The sequence below is a fragment of the Mesorhizobium sp. P160187 genome, assembly GCF_057766425.1.
The window spans coordinates 2,092,770-2,108,887 of sequence record NZ_JBYMDX010000003.1; the positions used below are offsets into that span (position 1 = coordinate 2,092,770).

Annotated in this window: 15 protein-coding genes; 8 read left to right on the forward strand and 7 right to left on the reverse strand. The window is 64.9% G+C overall.

Annotated elements, in window-relative coordinates; all coding sequences use genetic code 11:
• The first annotated feature begins 58 nt into the window (after positions 1-58).
• Complete coding sequence (locus AC3CCE_RS13615) at positions 59-544, forward strand: DUF2852 domain-containing protein (RefSeq protein WP_023672286.1); 486 nt, start codon at positions 59-61, stop codon at positions 542-544.
• Positions 545-742: 198 nt separating this feature from the next.
• On the forward strand, positions 743-1,501 hold the full coding sequence (locus AC3CCE_RS13620; RefSeq protein ID WP_023681391.1) for a M48 family metallopeptidase: 759 nt from the start codon (positions 743-745) through the stop codon (positions 1,499-1,501).
• A gap of 18 nt (positions 1,502-1,519) precedes the next feature.
• Here the strand turns inward: AC3CCE_RS13620 and AC3CCE_RS13625 are convergent, their stop codons facing one another.
• Positions 1,520-1,738: a hypothetical protein gene (locus AC3CCE_RS13625; protein WP_023672288.1), complete on the reverse strand. Its 219-nt coding sequence runs from the start codon at positions 1,736-1,738 to the stop codon at positions 1,520-1,522.
• Between the two features lie 109 nt (positions 1,739-1,847).
• On the opposite strand from AC3CCE_RS13625, the gene AC3CCE_RS13630 reads away from it, so the two are divergent.
• The 6 genes from AC3CCE_RS13630 (at position 1,848) to AC3CCE_RS13655 (ending at position 7,551) form a co-directional block, all read left to right on the forward strand.
• On the forward strand, positions 1,848-2,507 hold the full coding sequence (locus tag AC3CCE_RS13630; protein ID WP_023681392.1) for a phosphoribosylanthranilate isomerase: 660 nt from the start codon (positions 1,848-1,850) through the stop codon (positions 2,505-2,507).
• A 90-nt stretch (positions 2,508-2,597) separates the two neighbouring features.
• Entirely contained in the window at positions 2,598-3,848 is a 1,251-nt protein-coding gene (trpB, locus tag AC3CCE_RS13635; protein WP_023681393.1) for a tryptophan synthase subunit beta, read from the forward strand.
• Positions 3,849-3,850: 2 nt separating this feature from the next.
• Positions 3,851-4,690: a tryptophan synthase subunit alpha gene (gene trpA / locus AC3CCE_RS13640; protein WP_023687438.1), complete on the forward strand. Its 840-nt coding sequence runs from the start codon at positions 3,851-3,853 to the stop codon at positions 4,688-4,690.
• Between the two features lie 101 nt (positions 4,691-4,791).
• Positions 4,792-5,718: an acetyl-CoA carboxylase, carboxyltransferase subunit beta gene (accD, locus tag AC3CCE_RS13645; RefSeq protein ID WP_023687437.1), complete on the forward strand. Its 927-nt coding sequence runs from the start codon at positions 4,792-4,794 to the stop codon at positions 5,716-5,718.
• A 62-nt stretch (positions 5,719-5,780) separates the two neighbouring features.
• Complete coding sequence (locus AC3CCE_RS13650; protein ID WP_023696004.1) at positions 5,781-7,106, forward strand: bifunctional folylpolyglutamate synthase/dihydrofolate synthase; 1,326 nt, start codon at positions 5,781-5,783, stop codon at positions 7,104-7,106.
• Positions 7,107-7,131: 25 nt separating this feature from the next.
• A complete protein-coding gene (locus AC3CCE_RS13655) occupies positions 7,132-7,551 on the forward strand; it encodes a VOC family protein (protein ID WP_023696003.1) in 420 nt (139 codons plus the stop codon).
• A gap of 22 nt (positions 7,552-7,573) precedes the next feature.
• On the opposite strand, the gene AC3CCE_RS13660 is transcribed toward AC3CCE_RS13655, so the two are convergent.
• The 6 genes from AC3CCE_RS13660 to AC3CCE_RS13685 all read right to left on the reverse strand — a co-directional run bounded on the left by AC3CCE_RS13660 (position 7,574) and on the right by AC3CCE_RS13685 (position 16,116).
• Complete coding sequence (locus AC3CCE_RS13660) at positions 7,574-7,822, reverse strand: hypothetical protein (protein ID WP_023696002.1); 249 nt, start codon at positions 7,820-7,822, stop codon at positions 7,574-7,576.
• 72 nt (positions 7,823-7,894) lie between these two features.
• A complete protein-coding gene (locus AC3CCE_RS13665; RefSeq protein ID WP_023696001.1) occupies positions 7,895-8,176 on the reverse strand; it encodes a cupin domain-containing protein in 282 nt (93 codons plus the stop codon).
• Between the two features lie 190 nt (positions 8,177-8,366).
• On the reverse strand, positions 8,367-8,690 hold the full coding sequence (gene trxA, locus AC3CCE_RS13670) for a thioredoxin (RefSeq protein WP_023672297.1): 324 nt from the start codon (positions 8,688-8,690) through the stop codon (positions 8,367-8,369).
• A 72-nt stretch (positions 8,691-8,762) separates the two neighbouring features.
• Positions 8,763-12,281 (reverse strand): double-strand break repair helicase AddA, encoded by a 3,519-nt coding sequence (addA, locus tag AC3CCE_RS13675; RefSeq protein ID WP_352625066.1) that lies wholly within the window; start codon positions 12,279-12,281, stop codon positions 8,763-8,765.
• Positions 12,278-15,415, reverse strand: a complete 3,138-nt coding sequence (addB, locus tag AC3CCE_RS13680) for a double-strand break repair protein AddB (protein WP_352625064.1) — start codon at positions 15,413-15,415, stop codon at positions 12,278-12,280. The genes addA and addB overlap by 4 nt, the downstream gene beginning before the upstream one ends.
• On the reverse strand, positions 15,412-16,116 hold the full coding sequence (locus AC3CCE_RS13685; RefSeq protein ID WP_031197320.1) for a nucleotidyltransferase family protein: 705 nt from the start codon (positions 16,114-16,116) through the stop codon (positions 15,412-15,414). The genes addB and AC3CCE_RS13685 overlap by 4 nt, the downstream gene beginning before the upstream one ends.
• Positions 16,117-16,118: the final 2 nt, after the last annotated feature.

The following is a 16,118-nucleotide window of genomic DNA, read 5'->3' on the forward strand; positions in this document are numbered from 1 at the left end:
CCCATTTCGAATCCACGCAGCCGCTCTTGGCTGTCTCCAACCGAAGGAATGGGAGAAAATGAACACATCCGCATTGATCCGCCCGGCCTGGACGCCGGCGACCATCGCGCTGATGGTGATCGGCTTCATGGTGTTCTGGCCGCTTGGCTTCGCCATGCTCGCCTACATCATCTGGGGCGACCGGCTTGACGGCTTCAAGCGCGACGTCAACCGGGCCACCGACGGCATCTTCGCCGGCTGCCGTCGCGGTTCCGACAAGGCCGCCCGCTGGGGCCACGGTTCGGCCCGCACCGGCAATGTCGCTTTCGACGACTGGCGCGAGAAGGAACTCGAACGCCTCGCCGAAGAGCGTCGCAAGCTCGATGAGATGCTGAGCGAGTTCGACGAGTACGCCCGCGAATTGCGCCGCGCCAAGGACCAGGACGAGTTCGACCGCTTCATGGCCAACCGCAACAAGTCGACAGCGCCTGCGAAGACAGGCTCGGCCGAAACGGCCAAGCCCGCGACGCCCAAGCGCAAGGGCCCGAACCTGCTTGACGACTGAGGCTGCGCGCATGACCCCGAAAATCGAAACCGATTTTCGGAAAGGTTCATGCGCCGAATTAGAGTGCTACAGCGTCCTTTGCGCGTCAGAGACGCGCGGCGCTCTAAGACAGGCCTTGGCATGATGGACGGCGTCGCGCGAGCGGCGCCGTTTCTTTTTTGTTCTGGTCGTTTTCCTCGAATCGCGTATCGTTCAGCCATGTCCTTCGGCTTTTTCCGCAACCTGACCAAACCAAAACCCTCGCCTGTCGAAGAGCGAGAGCACGTCGTTGCCGGCCGCACACTGCCGCTCAGGATCGTCGAGAGCGCCCGCGCACGGCGGCTGACGCTGCGCATCGATTCGGGCGGCCAGGGGCTGCGCATCACCGTGCCGCCGGGCCTGCGCCGCGGCGAGGTGGAGAAATTCCTTCACCGCCATCAGGGCTGGCTGGAGCAGCGTCTGGCCAAGGTACCGACACGGCCGCAAGTGCGCCCCGGCATCAAGATCCCGATACGCGGCGTCGCGCATCGCATCGTCCACGAACCGTCGAAACGCGGCACCGTCACCGTGTCGCGCGACGAGCGCGGTCCGCTGCTGATCGTCCATGGCGAGCGCATACATTTGCCGCGCCGCATCGCCGATTTCCTCAGGCGCGAGGCCAAGAAGGACATCGAGAAGCTGGTGGTCAAGCATACCGAGGCCATCGGCAAGCGCGCCAAGGCTATCCGCTTCAAGGACACGTCGAGCCGCTGGGGCTCCTGCACTTCCGACGGCAATTTGTCCTTCTCATGGCGCATCATGATGGCGCCGACGCCGGTGATAAACTACTTGGTCGCGCATGAGGTGGCGCATCTCAAGGAGATGAACCACGGCCCGAAATTCTGGAAACTGTGCGAGCAGCTCTGCCCCGACACCGACCGCTGCAAGGACTGGCTGAAGCGGAATGGTGGGGCATTGCAGGCGATTGTGTTCGATTAGCCTTCGCCGGCGGCGCGCTCAATCATCATTGGCCGCATTAAGCTCTTCAGGCCGCAGCCCTTCGTCGCCATGGCGCGGCCATGGCAGGAAATTCTGCTCGAACGCATCGCTGCCGAAATAATCCAGGACCCGGTGCGCTTCCGCCCCGTCGAAGGCGGCCTTTTGCATCAGATGGGCGATGACGTCGCGCGCTTGCGCGATCTTCTGCCTGAGTTCGGCTATGCTCTGGTCGGCCATTCGTCTGCTCCGCCTTGCTTCTCCCATCAATAGGTAGCGCCTTTGGCGTTGCCGGCAAACAGCATGCTTTTTCTCGACTCTTGGCCGGTTTCGTGCCAAGCCCCGCGCCATGGCGCTCGATATCAAGATCTGTGGATTGAAGACCGATGAGGCAATGGCCGCGGCCCTGGCCGGCGGCGCCAGCCATGTCGGCTTCATCTTCTTTGCTAAAAGCCCGCGCTATGTCGAGCCTGCGGCAGCCGGCCGCCTGCGCGAGGCGGCAATCGGCAAGGCCAGGGCGGTCGCCGTGACGGTCGATGCCGATGACGCGTTCCTGGATGAGATCGTCGCAAAGATGCGCCCCGACATGCTGCAGTTGCACGGCACGGAGACGCCCGAGCGGGTGGCCGAGGTGAAAGCTCGCTACGGCCTGCCTGTCATGAAGGTGTTCTCCGTCAGTGAGGTAGCCGATCTCGAGCGGCTAAAGCCGTTCATCGGCGTTGCCGATCGCTTCATGTTCGATGCCAAGCCACCAAAGGGCTCGCAACTTCCGGGCGGCAATGGCGTCGCCTTTGACTGGCGCATCCTGGCCGGCCTTGACGCCGGGCTCGATTACATGCTTTCCGGTGGGCTCAACGCCGCCAATATCGGCGACGCCCTGATATCAGCCAATCCGCCCGCGATAGACATTTCGTCGGGGGTGGAAAGCGGCCCGGGCGTCAAGGATCCGGCGCTGATCGAGCAGTTCTTCCGGGCCGTCAGGGCCGCGCGCGACGACCGCGCTGCCTGAGGCACTTCTTTCGAACCCGAGCATGTTCCGGAGAAGTGGGAACCGGTTTTCCGATAAGACATGCTCAGAACCAAGACCAGGAGATCGGCGATGAACAAGCCGGCGACACCCAATTCCTTCCGCACGGGACCCGACGAACAGGGCATGTTCGGCATCTTCGGGGGCCGCTTCGTGGCCGAGACGCTGATGCCGCTGATCCTCGACCTCGAACGGCACTGGAACGAGGTCAAGAACGATCCGGACTTCAAGGCCGAACTGACCGACCTGTCGACCCATTATGCCGGTCGGCCATCAAAGCTGTATTTCGCCGAAGGGCTCACAAAACACCTTCGTGAGGTTTCCTCGGCGAAGGGCCTCGGGGGCGGCGCAAAAGTCTATTTCAAGCGCGAGGACCTGAACCACACCGGTTCGCACAAGATCAACAATTGCCTCGGCCAGATCCTGCTGGCCAAGCGCATGGGCAAGAAGCGCATCATCGCCGAGACGGGCGCCGGCCAGCACGGCGTTGCCGCGGCCACGGTCGCGGCGCGCTTCGGCTTTCCCTGCGTCGTTTATATGGGCGCCACCGACGTCGCCCGCCAAAGCCCCAACGTCTTCCGCATGAAGCTGCTCGGCGCCGAAGTGCGGCCGGTGACCGCCGGTCACGGCACGCTGAAGGACGCCATGAACGAAGCGTTGCGCGACTGGGTCACCAATGTCGAGGACACTTATTATCTGATCGGCACCGCCGCAGGTCCGCATCCCTATCCGGAGCTGGTACGCGACTTCCAGTCGGTGATCGGCATCGAGGCGCGCGCCCAGATCCTCGAACAGGAAGGCCGGCTACCCGACACCATCATCGCCGCTGTCGGCGGCGGCTCGAACGCCATCGGCCTGTTCCATCCGTTCCTGGATGACAAAGAAGTCCGCATCATCGGCATCGAAGCCGGCGGCCGCGGCCTTGACGGCATCGAGCATTGCGCCTCGATGAATGCCGGCGCGCCCGGCGTGCTGCACGGCAACCGCACCTATCTCCTGCAGAACGCCGACGGCCAGATCCTCGACGGCCATTCGATCTCAGCCGGCCTCGACTATCCCGGCGTCGGCCCCGAACATTCCTGGCTGCGCGATTCCGGCCGCGTCGAATACGTGCCGATCCTCGACGACGAGGCGCTGGAAGCCTTCAAGCTGACGACACGCGTCGAAGGCATCATCCCGGCGCTGGAATCCGCGCACGCCATCGCCCATGCGGTCAAGATCGTGCCGGATATGGACAAGGACCAGATCGTCATCGTCAACCTGTCGGGACGCGGCGACAAGGATGTGCACACAGTGGCCTCGATGCTGGGCATGGAGATCTGATCATGGTGACCCGCATCGACCGCCGCATGGCAAAACTAAAAGCCGAGGGACGCCCGGCGCTCGTTACCTATTTCATGAGCGGCGACCCGGACTACGACACCGCTTTGTCGATCATGAAGGCGCTGCCGAAGGCCGGCGCCGACATCATCGAAATGGGCATGCCGTTTTCCGATCCGATGGCCGACGGCCCGGCGATCCAGGCCGCGGGCCTGCGCGCGCTGAAAGGTGGCCAGACGCTGGTCAAGACGCTGCAGACGGCGGCTGATTTCCGCGCTGGCGACAATGAGACGCCGATCGTCCTGATGGGCTATTACAACCCGATCTACATCTACGGCGTCGACCGCTTCCTTAAGGACGCGATTGCCAGCGGCATTGACGGGCTGATCGTCGTCGACCTGCCACCGGAGATGGATGAGGAACTCTGTATCCCTGCGCTGAAGGCCGGCATCAACTTCATCCGCCTGGCAACGCCGACCACCGATGACAAGCGCCTGCCCAAGGTGCTGCAGAATACGTCGGGCTTCGTCTATTACGTGTCGATGACCGGCATCACCGGCTCGGCTTTGGCCGACACCGGCAAGGTTGCCGCCGCGGTCAAGCGCATCAAGGGCCACACCAACTTGCCAGTCTGCGTCGGCTTCGGCGTCAAGACCGCCGAGCAGGCGCGCATCATCGGCGCCAATGCCGATGGCGTCGTCGTCGGCACCGCGATCGTCAACGCGGTCGCCAATGTGTTGGGACCGAAGGGCGAGAAGACCGCCGACCCGGCCGAGGCCGTCGCCACCCTGGTCAGCGGACTGTCTCAGGGCGTGCGTTCGGCCCGCCTTGCTGCTGCCGAATAGTTTCCCTACTTAGGCCTTGTGCAAGTCGTTATCCCAAAACCGGTTCCCACTTTTGGGCGACATGCACGAACCAACTCTTCGTCAGGACAGGAGCCGAAGCGATGAACTGGATCACCAATTACGTTCGCCCGAGGATCAATTCGATGCTCGGCCGGCGCACCGACATGCCCGAGAATCTCTGGATCAAGGATCCCGAGACCGGCGAGATGGTGTTTCACAAGGACCTGGAATCCAACCAGTTCGTCATCCCGTCATCGGGCCATCACATGAAGATTTCGGCCAAGGAACGGCTGAAATTCTTCCTCGACGACGGCAAATACGAGCAGCTTGAGAACCCCAAGGTCATGCAGGACCCGCTCAAGTTCCGCGACGAGAAGCGCTACACGGACCGGCTGAAGGACGCCAAGGCCAAGACCGGCCTGGAAGACGCCATCATCAATGCGCTGGGCACGGTCGAGGGCCTGCCGGTTGTAGTGACGGTGCAGGATTTCGCCTTCATGGGCGGCTCGCTCGGCATGGCCGCGGGTGACGCCATTGTGCACGGTTTCGAGGTCGCCTTGCAGCGCAAGCGGCCGCTGATCCTGTTTGCCGCCTCCGGTGGCGCGCGTATGCAGGAAGGCATCTTGTCGCTGATGCAGTTGCCGCGCACCACGATCGGCGTCGATCGGCTGAAGGAAGCCGGCCTCCCATACATCGTCGTCTTGACCAACCCGACCACCGGCGGCGTCACCGCCTCCTACGCCATGCTGGGCGACGTGCATATCGCCGAGCCCGGCGCGCTGATCGGCTTCGCGGGCCCGCGCGTCATCGAGCAGACTATCCGGGAGAAACTGCCGGACGGTTTCCAGCGCTCCGAATATCTGATGGAGCACGGCATGGTCGATATGGTGGTGTCGCGGCTGGAACTGCGCGAGACGATTTCACGGCTGTTGAAAATCCTGCTCAAACTGCCGCAGGAGCAAAAGCCGCTGGAGCCGGAAATCCTGCCGCCGTCGGTCATCCCGACGGAAGCCCGCCCGCAGGCCTGACGCGACATTTCTGGCCGCAAACCGCGATTGCGTGCACCTGCGCGCATGCGTAGGATTCGCTCATGACAACGCTTGCCGCAGATCGTGAAATCGAAGCCCTGATGGCGCTGCATCCGAAAGGCTTCGACCTTTCGCTCGACCGCATCACAAGGCTGCTCGAACGCCTTGGCAATCCGCAGGAGCGGCTGCCGCCGGTCATCCATATCGCCGGCACCAACGGTAAGGGCTCGTGCGCGGCCTTTTCGCGCGCGCTGCTGGAAGCCGGCGGCCACCTTGTCCATGTCCACACTTCGCCGCATCTGGTGAACTGGGCCGAGCGCTACCGACTGGCGGCCGAGGGCGGCGGCCGGCTGGTCGACGACGAGACCTTCGCCGAGGCCATCGCCCGCGTCGCCCGGGCCAATCAAGGCCAGAAGATCACCGTCTTCGAAATCCTAACCGCCGTCACCTTCATCCTGTTTTCCGAACATCCGGCTGCCGCCGCCATCATCGAGGTCGGCCTTGGCGGCCGCTTCGACGCCACCAATGTCGTTGCCCGGCCGGCGGTGTCGGTGATCATGCCGGTGTCGATGGATCACGAAGCCTATCTCGGCGACCGGGTCGAACTGATCGCCGCCGAAAAGGCCGGCATCATGAAGCGCGGCTGCCCGGTGGTCATCGGCGCGCAGGAGAGCGAGACGGCGCTGCAAGTGCTGATCGAAACCGCCGAGCGGCTGGATTGCCCGACCTTCGTCTACGGCCAGGATTTTCTCGCCTTCGAGGAAAACGGCCGCATGGTCTATCAGGATGAGGACGGGCTGATGGACCTGCCGCCACCGCGCCTGCCCGGGCGCCACCAGTTCGCCAATGCGGCGGCAGCGATTGCCGCCGTCAAGGCCGCCGGTTTCGAAATCAGTCATCGCGCCACTGAGAAGGCGATGGCGAGCGTCGCATGGCCGGGCCGCATGCAGAAACTGGTACAGGGCCGGCTGATGGAGCTGGCGCCCAAGGGCGCCGACATCTGGCTCGACGGCGGCCACAATCCGGGCGCCGGCATGGTCATTGCCGAGGCGCTGGCCGAGCAGGAGGAAAAGAACCCGCGGCCGCTGTTTCTGATCTCCGGCATGATCAACACCAAGGACCAGAGCGGCTACTTCCACGCCTTCAAGGGCCTGGCACGGCATGTCTACACCGTGCCGGTGAGCAGGAGCGATGCCGGCGTGCCGAATGACGAGCTGGCGGTGCGGGCGACCGAAGCCGGCCTCACCGCTGAACCGGTTAGTTCCGTCGCCAGCGCGCTGATGCTGTTGCGCGACACCTGGGATGGGCCGGCGCCGCGCATCCTGATCGGCGGTTCCTTGTATCTTGCCGGCGCGGTGCTGGCCGAGAACGGCACGCCGCCGACCTGAAGCTATTCACTGCGAGGAGCCGAACATGATCAAGGTCAAGCAGCTCGCCCATGTCTGCATCTTTGCGCACGACCTCGAAGCGACGCGAAGCTTCTACCGCGACGTGCTTGGCCTCGACACCCGGTTCAATTTCCTGCGCGACGGCAAGATCTTCGGCTTCTACCTCAATTGCGGCGGCCGCAGCCATGTCGAGGTGTTCCAGAAGGACGGCACTGCATATAGCGAGCAGAACCAGATCAATCATTTCTGCCTTGAGGTCGAAGATCTAGACGCGGCGATCGCCCACATCAAATCGAAGAGCATCGACGTTACCGCCAAGAAGCATGCCTGCGACGACACCTTTCAGGCCTGGATCCGAGATCCCAACGGCGTGAAGATCGAGCTGTTCGAATACACCGCAAAAAGCGCGCAATTCGCCGGCGGCGACCGCATCGCCGACTGGTGAGCTGTGTTGGTGTCGACGAGGATCAAAGCTCCGGCCCTGTATGGACCTTGCGGCTTTTTCGGATGATTTCTTCCAGATCGATATCCGCGCCACTGCTTGCCGTCAGGCGGGAGTAGAAGGTGGACGCCGGTTCTCGCCCCGCCTCCCGAATCTCATAGGATTCAAGCGCGCGTTCGACGATATCCGCTATCGAGCGGTTTTCGCGATGAGCAAGACGATGCGCAAGATCTCGTGCTTTTGCGCTGCGGACGGAAAGCCGGGGTTCGGCCATTTCAAAATACCTTCGAGAAAATATATCCCCCATTTAGGACGAGCCATCAAGATGGCAGAGGATGGCAAGCCATCACCTTAGCTCAATCTCGATGAAGGCATACTCGCCGTCATTGGCGCTAATGACGTCGTGTTCGACGCCCTCCTTTCGGAAATAGGGCGCACCCTTCTTCATCTCGGCAAAACTCTCGCCGTCCTTGGTCACCAGCTTCACCTTGCCGTCCATCAGCGGCACCACGACATAGTCGTGGCCGTGGCGATGCCAGCCGGTGTTGTCGCCGGGCTGGAAGCGGTATTCGGTGACGATGACGCGCTCATTGTCGATGAAGACGGTGGCCTTGGCGGATCCGGTCATTCTGTTTCTCCCTGTCCTGCCTCAAGCAGATGACATGGAGTGCGCCGATGCGAGGGCCAGAGGCGGCCGGGCGATGACGCCAAAGAAAAAGCCCGGCGCGAGGGCCGGGCTTCGATCTCGGGAACTAATGCAGGTCGCCCAAAAGTGGTCCCGGTTTTGGGAGGACGACATGCATCAAAACAAGGCCAGATCAGGCGAGGCTGCCATTGATCCAGTGCGACAGCGCGGTCTTCGGCGCGGCGCCGACCTTCATGTCGGCGACTTCGCCGCCCTTGAAGATCATCAGCGTCGGGATCGAGCGCACGCCGAACTGGGCGGCAAGCTCGGGGTTCTCGTCGATGTTCAGCTTGGCGATCTTGATCTTGTCGCCGAGTTCGTTGGCGATCTCTTCCAGCGACGGACCGATCATCTTGCAGGGGCCGCACCATTCGGCCCAGAAATCCACGACGACGGGCTGCGAGGCGTTGAGCACATCGGCCTGGAAATTGCTCTTGTCGACCTTGACGGTGGCCATGCGAAATCCTTTCGAAATTTATCTCGCACCAAATGTGGTGGTTGAGCAGCCCTTCTTCAAGCAGAACTTGTGTCACGCTCCCGTGAGTCGGGCAAGGGCGTCATCCATCGCCTGCGCCGGCAGTTCGATAAGCCTCGGTGCCTCGGTAAACAGCAGCGCCGCCGTCACTGCGCGGCCGGGGTAAAGCGGCTTGAGCAGCGCGCGGTAGAGCGCCAGCTGCAGTATATAGGCCGGCGGCACCTGGGCCAGGCCTGCGGGCGCCGGCCGGTTGGTCTTGTAGTCGACGATCGATACGCGCCCGGGCGTCACCGCCAGCCGGTCGATCTTGCCGGAGATCGAGCGCAGCCTGCCCTTGACCTCGATACTGCCCATGACGGCCACTTCGGCGCGGGACGAGGGCGAAAACAGCCCGGCAAAACGCGAATCTCTGAGGATCGCCATCACCGAAGCCAGCGCCTTGTTGCGCTCGGCCTCCGGCCAGTCGGCGCCGGCTCGAATGAGATACTGCGCCGCCGCGCCTTGCTGTTCGTCTTCGGCAAAACCGGGCAGCATCTGCAGCAGCTTGTGCAGCGCCAGCCCGCGCATCACGGCAAAACCGGGCTCCGCTTCGCTGTCCAGCACCGGCGAACGCGTATCGACGACCGCCTCCTTGCCCTCGTCGATCAGCGCCGACGCGCCGGAAGGCGACAGCGGGCGCGGCAGCTCCTCATAAGGCGGCAAGGGCCGGAACAAGCCCACCGGCAGCGGCGGCACCTGTTGCGGCAGCCGCGACTCGTCGGCTGCCGCTTGCGCCACCGGCGGAAGCTTGGTCATGACGAAACGGTGCACCGGCTCGCTGCTGGCGGGGTGGCGGCGCTCGGTGCTTTCGGGTGCACCTGTCAGCGCGCGGCTGACGATCGAATGCCAGGTGCCGGTGCTGGGCTGACGCTTGCCGTGATAGCCGCAGACGATCAGCCGGTCCTCGGCGCGCGTCATGCCGACATAGAGCAGCCGCCGGTATTCGTCGTCGGCAAGCTCCCGCGCCCTGGCCGAGGCCGCCTTGGAGAAGCCGTTCGCGACATCGGCGGCCGAGCGCCAGAGATAGCCCTTGCCGTCGAAATTGCGGCCCGAAGCGTCGAACGGCATGAGCCGCGGCAGATGCTGGTCGCTGAACGGCGCCGAACCGCCATCGACCAGGAAGACAACAGGCGCTTCCAGGCCCTTGGCGGCATGCACGGTCATGACGCGGACCTCGTCGCGCGTCTGGTCCATCTCGCGCTTGATCTCCGGGCCGGTGTTTTCCAGCGTCGCCAGGAAAGCCTCCAGCCCCGGCAAGCCGGTGCGTTCTTCGGCCAGACAGAAACTCAGGAACTCGTCGAGAATATCGCCGGCTTCCGGTCCAAGCCGGGCGATCATCTTCTTGCGCAGGCCGTCGCGCGCCAGCACCCCGGCGTAGAATTCGAACACCGGCCGGAACGCCGCCTCGTTGGCCCAGCCGTCGAGCCGGGCAACGACATCGGTCAGCGCGGTATTGTCGCCAGCATGCTGGCGTAATGAGGCGATCAGCGATGTTCCGGCTGGCCGTCCGGCGCCAAGCGTAAAAAGCGTCTCCTCCGACACGTCGAAAACCGGGCTGCGCAGCACGGCGGCGAGCGACAGGTCATCCTGCGGCTGGATGAGGAAATGGCCGAGTGCGATCAGGTCCTTGACCGCGATGTGGCCGGGCAGGCTCAGCCGGTCGGCGCCGGCAACGGGAATATCGCGGTCCTTCAGCGCGCGCGACAGCGCATGGACGAAGCGGTCGCGCTTGCGCACCAGCACAAGAATGTCGCCGGCCCTCAGCCTGCGTCCCTTGCCCTCGATGATCTCGCGGTCCTTGAGCCAGGCCTGGATGATCGCAGCCACGTGCTCGGCCACCCGCACAGCCGGCGCGCTGGCATGATTGACCGGCAACGTCCAGTCGTCGGGCTCCTCGACGGCGTCAGCGCCGAGCGACGGCCAGACCTCGACATAGCCAGGCGCGTCGTTGCGGATCGCCTTGTGGTCGAGCGGATCGGGGTCATGGCTGATGCCGCGCCGCACGCCCGGATCGGCAAAGACGCGGTCGACGGCGGCAAGCACGTCGTCGGTCGACCGGAACGACCAGGTCAGTTTCAGGTCGGCAAACGAAGCATTGGCGGCGTTCACACGTCCGGAAAACAAGAGCCGGCTGTCGGCGAAGGATTCCGGCGCGGCACCCTGAAAGGAATAGATCGACTGCTTTTCGTCGCCGACGGCGAACACCGTGCGATTGGTCGTGCCGCGCTGGCCGTGGCCGGCATAGAACTCCTCCGCCAGCCGCTTCACCACCTCCCATTGGTCGGGGCTGGTGTCCTGCGCCTCGTCCAGCAGGATGTGGTCGATACCCTGGTCGAGCTTGTACTGCACCCAGGGTCCGGCATCCGGCCGCGCCAGAAGGTTGACGGTGCGGGTGATGAGGTCGTTGAAGTCGAGAAAGCCGCGGCTGCGCTTCAGGCGCTCGTACCGCACGATCAGCCAGTCGGCTATGGTCAACGCCGCGACCGTGCCTTCCAGCATCCGGAACAGCGCCAGCCGGTCGGAGACCTCTGTTATCGCCTTGACGGCCGCCAGATAGCGCTCGGGAAGGTCGGGCAGCCGGCCGAGCAGCGCCTTCTTGAACAACTTCGAGGGATCATAGGGGTCGCCATCGGCCTTGAGAAAGGCTTTGCCGAGCATCTGCAGCCGGCGGGTCGGGTCCGTCTCGGCAAAGGCCAAGCGGGCATAGGGCAAGAGATTGTTGAGCACGGTGCGGGCGTCGGCGGCCTCGGCGGCACTGGCGAACACTGCAAAGAAGTCCAGCAGGAAACCCGGCAGCGGCCATACCGATGCCGCTATGTCTTCGGCGTTCTGCCCGGGGCGGAAATGGAATTCGTCGAACAGGGCCCGAAATTCGGCGCCGTCGCGCCGGACCGCATCGATGAAGCCGCGTAAGCCGTCGCGCTTGCGAACGATTTCGGCGAGCAGCGCATCGAGCCCGTGTTCTCCGCCGCGCTCCAGCACGGTGGCAAAGGCCTCGGCCAGTCCGGTGTCTCCGGCTGACGTGCCCGAAATCATGTCCCGGCGGGCGCCAGCAAACAGCGAGGCCTCCATCTGCGGATCGAGCATTTCGAAATGCGCCGGGATGTTGGCCTCCAGCGGAAACTGGTGCAGCACCGATTCGCAGAAGGCGTGGATGGTCTGGATCTTCAGCCCGCCCGGCGTTTCCAGCGCTTCGGCAAACAGCCGGCGCGCCCGCCGCATCGTGTCGCGGTCGGGTCGGCGGCCGTCCACCGCCTCAATCTTTGTGGCAAGCTCGGCATCGCCGAGCGCCGTCCATTCCGACAGGGTCGAGAACACGCGGTTCGACATGTTGGCGGCGGCCGCCCGCGTATAGGTCAGGCACAGGATCTTCGACGGATCGGTGCCGTTGAGCAGCAGCCGGATGACGCGCTGGGCCAGCACATGCGTCTTGCCCGAGCCGGCATTGGCGGACACCCAGGCCGAGTTCTTCGGGTCGGAGGCGCGCGCCTGGCTGGCGGCGGTTTCGCTGGGGATGGGATAGGCTTTTTTCATGCCTCCCCCGCTTCGTCATCGCTGTCGCCGCCGGCCGACCATTCGAGCACGCGCGCCAGATGGTCGTAATCGCCATCGCTCTCGCCCTCGCGAAAAGGCAGCGCCCGCGACAGATAGCCGGTCGTCGGATCGGCATAGTGGACCAGCAGCTTTTCCAACCGCGCCCAAGCCTCCTCGGCGAGGTCTTCGGCGGTCCGAGGCTGGCGGTTGTAGTCGAGGATGGATTCCTCGAACACTTCGCCATTTGGCTTCAGCCGCACGAATGCGAGCTGGGAGGGCTCGCGCGCGCCAAGCCCCTTGAAGGCGCCGCGCCGGAGCAGCGCCCCTTCGAGCGCCAGCTGTGGCGCCAGCAGCGTGTGGGCCTGCGCCTTGGACGGGGACGAGCCGGTCTTGTAGTCGAGAATGTCGGCCATGCCACCGGCCAAAAGGTCGACGCGGTCGGCATAGCCGGACAGCGTCACGCCGGTGCGGCCGACAGCGGTCTTTTCGGCGCGCTCCTCGGCATGCCGCCGGGCGACGGCGGGAGCGCGGCCGCGCTCCCATTCGATGATGTTGGCGGCAAGCTTTTCGAAGCGCGGCCACCACACAGCCTCGACGTCGGCGGGCAGGGCGATCTCGGCAAAGCAGGTCCGGCCGGCAGCGATGAGGCGTTCCAGAGCTTCGGGCGCGCGGGGATCCGCCACCTCTGTCGAGAACAGATGCAGGATGTCATGAAACAGCGTGCCGCGCTCGGCCGCACCGGGATCGCGGATCACCGGCTCGAGCGGCAGAAGGCTCAGAATACGCTTGGCATAGACCGCATAGGGGTCGCGGCGCAGCGTCTCGATCTCGGTCACCGAGAAGTGGGTGGGCCGCATGCTCAGCGGCGGTTTCGGCTGCGGTCGCGGCGCGAAATGCTGCCGCTCGCCGGCATCGAGCGCGCGCGCCCAGGCAAGCAATTCGTCGCCGCGCCCGCGCAATGCGGCCGCCGGATCCTTGCCGATGAAGGTGAGGATGCGCTGCAGCCAGCGCGACGGCACCGCCGGTGCGTCGCCGGCTCGGGCGGAGCGCGTCAGCACCACCTTTTTCGCCCCCATCGCCATCTGGAAGTCGTGGGCGGCAAGGCCGATACGGCGCTCCGGCGGCTCGAGATCGATGCCGGTCTTCATCAACCGCGACATGAAGCGATCGCTTTCCGGCTTGCGTGGCCACACGCCCTCGTTCAGCCCGCCAATGACCAGCGTGTCGACATTCTGCAGCCGCGCTTCCAGCGCCCCCCAAATGGCGATGTTGCGGTCGGTGCCTTGCCCGGGCTTGACCGTTTCCGGTGCTACCAGCGCGTCCATCACATCAGGCCATTCGTCGGCCGGGAAGTCGAACGAGGCCGAGGCCGCGACCACACCGCGCAGCAGCTCGGCGAGTTTCTCGCCGGCGTCGCCGGCATAAAATTCAGCCAGGCTGCGCTCCGCCGTGCGGCCGAGATTTTCCAGCGCGGCGACGCTCGCTCTGGTCAACGCGACAAGATCGGCATTCTCTTCACCGCGAAAGGCGGTCAGCGGCGCCAGTGCCGTCACAAGCCGGCTCAGCATATCGCGGGCATCGTCGATGCCGCGCACGCTCAGGCGCGAAAACCAGAAGGGCTGGCGCTTGTCCCCGCTCAGCCCGGCGAGACGCTCCTCGAACAGTGCTGGCAAGGCGGCGATGTCGGGGCGTCCGGTGCCGCCGCGCAGCGCCACGAGTTCGATGAGCTCGGCGGCATGGCGCACGCCGGTGCGCTCAAGTCCGAGCCCGAGCAGCGGATGCTTGAGCAGCGACAAAAGGCCGACGGGATCGCCGGGCCGGAATACCGCTTGAAGTGTGAGCCGCAGCAGGCTGGCGGCAGGCGTGTTGGCGAGCGGCGTGCCGCCGGAATCGTCAGCGATCACACCGAAGCGCAACAGCTCGGCCGAGACGCGCCGCGCCAGCCCGCGGTCGCCGGTAACGAGCGCTGCCCTGTGCCCCGGCTGTTCCACGGCGGTTTTCAGCGCGATGGCGATCGCCGCCGCCTCGTCGCGTTCGCTGGCGGCTTCGACCAGCGTCACATCGGCGAAGGCCTCGGCGATATCCAGGGCGTTGAAGCGTATGCGGGTCTCGGCCCATAGTTCCGTGGTCTCGGCCGGACGCAGCGCCTCGCCGACAAGGGCCGCGCGGAGCACCAGTGCGGGCTCGGCGGCGACCACTTCCTCGACATCGCCACGCAGCACGCCAACCTTGCCGATCAGCTTGGCCATGCCGTATTGTGGGTGGCCGAGCAGTGCCGGCCGCGCACCGGGCGCCGCAATCGCGGCAAAAGACGGTTCGTCCAGCATCCCATCGAGCCCGGGCAGCACCACGGCGCCGTTAGGCAGGCTGGCGACCGTGGCAAGCAGTTCAGCCGTGGCCGGAATAGAGCCCGTCGAGCCGGCGGCGATCACCGGGCCTTTGGGCGGGTTGCGTTCCAGCCGCTTCGCCTCGCGCCGGATCAGCGCATTGCGGTGCGCGGCCGGGTTGGAGCGGTCGCGCTCCTCCAGCAATTTCGGCCAGGCCTCGGTGACGATACGGAGGAAATCGAGCGTCACCAGCCACCAACCGGCAAGATTGCCGGTGACCAGATCGGCAAGCCTGGTCCAGTCCGTGCCTTCGGTTTCGATTTCGTCCATGAGCCGGGCGAGGTCGCGCGCCAGCCAGATCGCATCGGCGGCGGAGGCCGGCACGACAATCTCTTCGTTGAACATATCAAGGACATGCGCCGGCAGGGTGCGCTTCCAGGCCTGCACCAGCGGCGCCAGCAGCAGCAGGCGTTCGATGGCTGCGATCGGCGGCGCCATTTCAAGCTCGGTCGGCGTGCCGGCGTCGAAGGCGGCTTCGTCCTGGTCGAACTCTCCGAGCGGGCGGATGACCGGCAGGATCGCCGAACGGCGGCTCCCTCCCGGTCCCGAAAGCGCGTCGACAAAGGCGCCGCGCAGCGCACGGGCCGCGCGCCGTGTCGGCACATAGATGGTGACATCAGCCAGCGCCAGCGGATCGCCGTCGAACCGGAAGCCGGGCACCAGCCGTCCGGCCAGCAAGGCCTCGGCCAGAGTCGGCAGGAATGGCGCTCCGGGCGGGATCGAAAGAACGCGGCGCGCGCCGCTCATACCACCTTCGCGAGAGCTTCGGCGGCGGCCGCTTCCGCCTGCGGAATGGCGTCGGGAGTGCCGACGGTGATCCAGCTTCCGCGCATCTGCATGCCGAACAGACGGCCAGAGGCGATTGCCTTGTCGAAATAGGTGTTGAGCGAATGCGCCCCGGCCGGCGCATCCCTGAAGATGGCGGGATTGACGATTGCCGCTCCGGCATAGATCAACCCGGCCGGATCGCCTTTCGAGCGCCGCAGGCCGCCATCCGGCGCCATCAGGAAATCCGTGCCGACACCGTGTCCGGTGGCCGAGTCGAGATCGGTAAGCATCAGCAGAATATCCATTTTCGCGCCGTCCCATGCAAGGGCAAGGCGCTCGAGGCTGGGCTGGCCGCTGTCGATCCAGAACGTATCGGCGTTGATGATGTAGAAGGGGTCGCTGCCCAGCAGCGGCAATGCCTTGACGATGCCACCCGCCGAATTCAGCAGTGCGTCGCGCTCGTCGGAAATGACGATCTTTGGCGCCCGCCTGTGGGCGATATGGGCGACGATCTGGTCCGGCAGATAGTGCACGTTGACGATGGCTTTCTCGACGCCGGCCGCTTCGAGACTGTCCAGCCCCCAGTCGAGCAAGGTCCTGCCGGCGATCCGCACCAGCGGCTTCGGCATGGTGTCGGTGATCGGCCGCATGCGCTTGCCAAGACCAGCCGCCAGCACCATCG

Bases quoted from the DNA above. Each gene is read 5' to 3' on its own strand.
- AC3CCE_RS13650 (WP_023696004.1), top strand. From the start codon at position 5,781: ATGACAACGCTTGCCGCAGATCGTGAAATCGAAGCCCTGATGGCGCTG.
- AC3CCE_RS13665 (WP_023696001.1), bottom strand. From the start codon at position 8,176: ATGACCGGATCCGCCAAGGCCACCGTCTTCATCGACAATGAGCGCGTC.
- trxA (WP_023672297.1), bottom strand. From the start codon at position 8,690: ATGGCCACCGTCAAGGTCGACAAGAGCAATTTCCAGGCCGATGTGCTC.
- AC3CCE_RS13685 (WP_031197320.1), bottom strand. From the start codon at position 16,116: ATGGTGCTGGCGGCTGGTCTTGGCAAGCGCATGCGGCCGATCACCGAC.
- addB (WP_352625064.1), bottom strand. From the start codon at position 15,415: ATGAGCGGCGCGCGCCGCGTTCTTTCGATCCCGCCCGGAGCGCCATTC.
- AC3CCE_RS13630 (WP_023681392.1), top strand. From the start codon at position 1,848: ATGGCGCTCGATATCAAGATCTGTGGATTGAAGACCGATGAGGCAATG.
- accD (WP_023687437.1), top strand. From the start codon at position 4,792: ATGAACTGGATCACCAATTACGTTCGCCCGAGGATCAATTCGATGCTC.
- AC3CCE_RS13625 (WP_023672288.1), bottom strand. From the start codon at position 1,738: ATGGCCGACCAGAGCATAGCCGAACTCAGGCAGAAGATCGCGCAAGCG.
- AC3CCE_RS13660 (WP_023696002.1), bottom strand. From the start codon at position 7,822: ATGGCCGAACCCCGGCTTTCCGTCCGCAGCGCAAAAGCACGAGATCTT.
- AC3CCE_RS13620 (WP_023681391.1), top strand. From the start codon at position 743: ATGTCCTTCGGCTTTTTCCGCAACCTGACCAAACCAAAACCCTCGCCT.
- trpA (WP_023687438.1), top strand. From the start codon at position 3,851: ATGGTGACCCGCATCGACCGCCGCATGGCAAAACTAAAAGCCGAGGGA.
- AC3CCE_RS13655 (WP_023696003.1), top strand. From the start codon at position 7,132: ATGATCAAGGTCAAGCAGCTCGCCCATGTCTGCATCTTTGCGCACGAC.
- trpB (WP_023681393.1), top strand. From the start codon at position 2,598: ATGAACAAGCCGGCGACACCCAATTCCTTCCGCACGGGACCCGACGAA.
- AC3CCE_RS13615 (WP_023672286.1), top strand. From the start codon at position 59: ATGAACACATCCGCATTGATCCGCCCGGCCTGGACGCCGGCGACCATC.
- addA (WP_352625066.1), bottom strand. From the start codon at position 12,281: ATGAAAAAAGCCTATCCCATCCCCAGCGAAACCGCCGCCAGCCAGGCG.